Origin of the sequence: Armatimonas sp., assembly GCF_043760365.1 — a bacterium.
GTDB lineage: Bacteria > Armatimonadota > Armatimonadia > Armatimonadales > Armatimonadaceae > Armatimonas.
The window spans coordinates 1-4921 of record NZ_JAYUPA010000414.1 but is presented as its reverse complement, the minus strand read 5'-3'; the positions used below and the strand labels follow the sequence as shown (position 1 = coordinate 4921).

The window sequence follows — 4921 nt, the reverse complement described above, 5'->3', positions numbered from 1 at the left end:
GTCGAGGCGTTTGTCGGAGAAAAGGCACTCAAAGACGGGGTTCGCTGGTGGTTCTTCCCGCTTCTCCTGCTCATCCTCGCTCCGGCGGCAGCGGGTATGGGCTCGGCAGGGGGAAGGCATCTCAATGCCGGTCTGGCGCTCACGGGGCTGACGGGTGCGATGCTCTTGCTCGTCTCTATCGGCATCCGGCAGCCGCTCTGGACACGGATTTTGGCGCTCTTTCCCGTGGTCATTGGCGTGATGGCGGGCGGAGTGATGGCGGCGCAGGTGATCCAGAACAACCCCACTCCCGGTGCCCTGCTCACTGTCTCCGTTATGGCGCTCCTGCCACTGGGCGCTCTACTCATCCAAGCCGCCACCGCACGTCGGCTCTGGCGCCTCTGGCTGGCACTGACCGTCTTTCTGGCGCTCGGCGCGGCACTCTTCGTTTTCAACCTGCGCTGAGCGGGTATAATCTACAAAATCATGCCAAGCGATCCGATTCCCGGCCTCTTTGGCCTAAAGAAAACAAACCGAAATTTTAGTTTGAGAGACACGTGGGGAAAGAATCAATTTAATTCTTCGTTCCCCGCAGCGCTCTGCTGTTACATGTACCACAAACAAATAAATGCTAACTATATATGTTTGCGAGGTGGCGAAAAAATAATCGAAGAAATTTCAATAAAAGATATTTTTTCTATAGAGCCTGATAATGAAAATATTTTCTTTGCTTTTGAATCTCAATTTACACCATTTAACAAATATGTGATCGGAAGTCTGCCCCGTACTGATTTAGTTATTCAGAATTTAGAATCTAATAATTGTTTGTCAGCATTAGAGATCAAGCTTACTGCTTTGCCAGATCATGTAACTAGTGATGGCGATGAGAATTTATACGGTTCCGAAATAGTTGTCCGCCCTGACACCATTGTTTACTTGGCTTGTAGCATTGCTGCAAGTTTAGGAGGTGAAATACGAAGAATTCCGAATATTTTTGTGAATGAGTGGGAAGATCCTAGCCAGGTTCTGTATATGGTTCCACAAATTATAGATGCCATACAGAGTATTTCCATTACATTAGAATCTTCCCAAGTTCCATTTTTGTTACAGCCGATATGGAAAACTAAAGGTAAATCTTCTGAATTCGACGAAAATTGTTTAGATGTTTTTGCTTGGAGCAATGCAGGTTTCTGTTACTTCGTATCTCAAATTGCAAGAAATTCGCAATACATAACTATTTCGCGACAAGTACGAACAGTGATATGGTTATATAAAATGCTAGATGATATAAAACACAATAGTCAATTCGATCATAAAAAAATAATTGACTCTCTATCGTTTAATACCAAGAATGATAAGGCATTTGCCTCTTCGGGAAATATAACAAATAAGTTCATGCAATGTGAGAGATTGCGGTCGCCGATTATCAAAAAAGACGAAATTAAAAATATTATTATTGGTGGAGGACAAGATTTGTTGAGTCCAGAGCGAAGGTTCGATGCGATTTTATTTAATTCACCGGGGTTGTTCAAATGAAATGTGTTGATTTATTTTCGGGATGTGGTGGTTTATCGTTAGGTTTTGAGAATGCTGGCTTTGAGGTTGTAGCTGCATTCGATCACTGGGAACCCTCAATAAAAATATATCAGGAAAATTTCCAGCATCCTATTTTTAAACAAGACTTAAGTAATGTTGCAGATTCAGTTAATCAAGTATCATCTTATCTACCAGATATGATAATGGGAGGACCTCCCTGTCAAGATTTTTCTAGCGCGGGAAAGCGAGATGTATCCTTAGGACGCGCCGATTTAACTTGTAAATTTGCAGATATTGTTACTTCAGTCAGGCCCGAATGGTTTTTAATGGAAAATGTAGAACAGATCAAGAAAAGTGACATATTGAAAGAGGTTGTTCAGAAATTTATCGAAAATGGCTATGGGCTGACATCCGTTATACTTGACGCATCGTATTGTAATGTACCTCAAGCCAGAACTCGTTTTTTTTTAATCGGCCATTTAGGTGATGATCATAACCAATTAACAGGGATTCTGAAAAAAAATCTAGCTGATAAGCCAATGACTGTACGCGATTATCTAGGTAGTACACTGGAAGTACAATATTATTACAGACATCCAAGAAATTATAGCAGGCGTGGTGTTTTTACGATTGATGAGCCAAGTCCTACCATTCGAGGAGTGAATCGTCCAATTCCACAAGGCTATAAGTTGCATCATTGTGATCCAGAAGGTATCGATTTGAAATTTATACGTCCGCTTACTACGATTGAACGAAGCTATATACAAACATTCCCTGAAGATTTCAATTTTTCCGGTACGAAAACGAACTTAGAACAAATGATAGGAAATGCTGTCCCGGTGAATCTTGGAACTTTTATTGCTTGTTCAATTAAGGAATATATAGATAAAGGCCCTATTGGTAGTTTGAAACTACCTTTTGATAATCCTCCTTTTGAAATACCCGAGAGAGTTTTACAAAAAAAATGAAAGATACAATCCCGGCATGAACGGAATTTCAGTGGCGGAGTACGCAGCGCGGCGTGAGCGCGTGCTGGCGGGGCTGAGTGGCGCGGCGGGTGTGGTCTTGGCGGGCGAGGGCGGCCCGCCCCTTTTAGGGCGCTGGACGGCCAATAAGCACTTTATCTACCTCACGGGCATCACCAACGAGCCGGGAGCCGCTGTGCTCTTCGACCCGACCGCGCCCGACCCGAGCAAGCGCATCACACTGCTCTTAAAATCCCGCGATCCGGAACGCGAGCACTGGGACGGCTACCGCGACCCGCTCAACCAGGCACTCAAAGAGAAAACAGGCTTCACGAGTATCGGGCGCAGCGGCGGGATTGCTGGGGCGCTTACAAATGCAGCACGGCGCGGGCGGCGTTTGGCCTGCCTGCATCCCTACACCGTCTATCCTGGTGCGGTCTCCCCAGATTTAGCCGCGTTCCGTCAAGTGACCGAGCGTGTGCCAGGTGTTTCTATTGAGGATAAAACGCAGCTATTAATTGAGTTGCGCTCGATAAAATCCACCGATGAGCTGGCGCTGATGCAGAAGGCCGTAGACGCAACAATAGACGGCTACAAGGCGGCGCTTGCTGTCATTAAGCCCGGTGTGAGCGAGCGGGTCGTGGCCGAAGCGCTGGAAAATGAGTTTCGGCGGCACGGTGGCGAGCACGCCTACAACCCCATTGTGGGGGGCGGCTTGAACGCAACCGTGCTGCACTACATGGACAACGACCAGCTCCTAACAGACGGCGACCTGGTGCTGATAGACTCGGGCGCGAGCTTTGCGGGCTATGCTGCCGATGTGACCCGCACGTTTCCCGTCTCGGGGCGCTTCACCGACGAGCAAAAATATCTCTATGACCTCGTGCTGGAGTCAGAGCTCGCCGGAATTGCCGCATCGCGCGCGGGAACAGCGATGTGGGAAGTAGACCGAGCCTCGCGGGCCGTGTTCGAGAGAGCCGGGATGCCGGACTGCTACAGCTATGGCATCGGGCACGGCCTGGGCCTAGACGTCCACGACGCGCTCCCCGATGGGGTGTTGAAGCCCGGCATGGTCATCACCATCGAGCCGGGCCTCTACTTAGCCGACAAGGCACTCGGAATCCGCATTGAGGACGATATCCTCATCACCGACGGCGACCCGATCAATCTCACTGCCGCGATCCCGAAATAACCTCTCCCCTACCCCCTCTCCCGGGCAGTCGCAAGCTCCTTGGGAAAGGGGAATTTAGAGAGCCCCTTTCCCAGCGAAGAATGAGCGCCCGGGAGAGCGGTTGGGGAGAGGTTGATGGAGAGGTTAAAAATTCGGCCTGGGAACCGCGACTCCAAAGCCCCAGCCATGCACGGCGTTAGTGATCTTGACCAGGATTCGGTTCACACCTTCCTCCAAGCGGATCGGGGCTTCGTCTTCTTTCTCGGTATAGCTCCGAAGCACATCGTTGTTATGCACCACGACTCCGTTTATCCAGACCTTGATGCCATCGTCGGAGCCGCACTTGAGGATGGTCTCACGGGCGTGGACCGACTCTAGCTCGGTGTAGGCATAGGCCACGGCGTTGTCGTGGTTGCCAATGGCGCGACCTAGGTTGACGTAGCCCTTCTTATTGGCGATGGTCTCTCGCCAGCCCGCCTTGTGCTCGCCGCTGGCAAAGATGTCCTCGTCCACATCAGGCGCGACCCAGTCTGTGCTGACACCACTCTCTCCAAAGGGACGAGCAAATGGCCCCAGGACGCGCCAACTGAGCAGATCGTCCTCGTGCCCTTCTTTTTGGGCGTCGTCCCAGCTCGCCCGTAGCTCTTGAGGCGTGGGCGGGTTGAAGGTCTTGCCGCTGGTGGGAACGAGCGTTTTTTTCGTGTCAACGGGCGGCAGGAACTCCCCATGGGCGACAATCAGCTCATCGCACATCTCGACGATCTCGTCGGTGGAGAGAGTCGCGCCCGTGAGGGGGTCGAACATCGCGGCCTGGTAGATATGGTCGCGGCGGCCCTCTTGCGCGGCGCGGATAAAGAGCTCGTGCTGCGTGACGTGGGGCATCATGTAGCCAATGAGCTGCGGCGGCAGCGCCCCGACCGTGGTGAACTGCAACCCTCCTCGGTCTACTAAAGTCGGCACCTCGGCGATGGCATTATTGGGTAAGTTCGAGATCGCGCCATTATTGGGCATATTCCCATAGACTACCGACGGCGTCCCGGTCACAATCGAGTGAATAATCGTTGAGCCGTACTCATGCGATTTATGTACCGTGATCGGATCGTCGGAGCGAGCAAAGACCTTCATGCGCTCGAACTCGTCCACGATCCCATCGCAGCGCCGGAGATATTCATCCATCGGCACCGAAAACTCCGCGATCTTGTCCTTGCCGCGTGGGATAAACCACGGATTGTACTCCGCGTTGTGCTCGCTGGACTCCGTGATGAAATAC

The 4921-nt window shown here is 50.8% G+C and carries 4 protein-coding genes and 1 pseudogene; 4 read left to right on the top strand and 1 reads right to left on the bottom strand.

Annotated features, from left to right (window positions below; genetic code table 11):
* The 4 genes from ACH2EH_RS09820 to ACH2EH_RS09805 form a co-directional block, all read left to right on the top strand.
* Nucleotides 1–444, top strand: a 444-nt coding sequence (locus ACH2EH_RS09820; RefSeq protein WP_395141208.1) for a hypothetical protein, incomplete at its 5' end; no start/stop codon positions are given.
* A gap of 21 nt (nucleotides 445–465) precedes the next feature.
* On the top strand, nucleotides 466–1515 hold the full coding sequence (locus tag ACH2EH_RS09815; protein WP_395141206.1) for a HindVP family restriction endonuclease: 1050 nt from the start codon (nucleotides 466–468) through the stop codon (nucleotides 1513–1515).
* Nucleotides 1512–2483 carry a DNA cytosine methyltransferase gene (locus ACH2EH_RS09810; RefSeq protein WP_395141204.1) on the top strand — a complete coding sequence of 324 codons (972 nt, stop codon included), beginning with the start codon at nucleotides 1512–1514 and terminating at the stop codon, nucleotides 2481–2483. The genes ACH2EH_RS09815 and ACH2EH_RS09810 overlap by 4 nt, the downstream gene beginning before the upstream one ends.
* Nucleotides 2484–2499: 16 nt before the next feature.
* Nucleotides 2500–3672, top strand: a complete 1173-nt coding sequence (locus ACH2EH_RS09805; RefSeq protein WP_395141202.1) for an aminopeptidase P N-terminal domain-containing protein — start codon at nucleotides 2500–2502, stop codon at nucleotides 3670–3672.
* A gap of 123 nt (nucleotides 3673–3795) precedes the next feature.
* Here the strand turns inward: ACH2EH_RS09805 and ACH2EH_RS09800 are convergent.
* Nucleotides 3796–4921: pseudogene (locus ACH2EH_RS09800) on the bottom strand (hypothetical protein); the annotation flags it as partial.

Bases quoted from the DNA above. Each gene is read 5' to 3' on its own strand.
- ACH2EH_RS09815 (WP_395141206.1), top strand. From the start codon at position 466: ATGCCAAGCGATCCGATTCCCGGCCTCTTTGGCCTAAAGAAAACAAAC.
- ACH2EH_RS09810 (WP_395141204.1), top strand. From the start codon at position 1,512: ATGAAATGTGTTGATTTATTTTCGGGATGTGGTGGTTTATCGTTAGGT.
- ACH2EH_RS09805 (WP_395141202.1), top strand. From the start codon at position 2,500: ATGAACGGAATTTCAGTGGCGGAGTACGCAGCGCGGCGTGAGCGCGTG.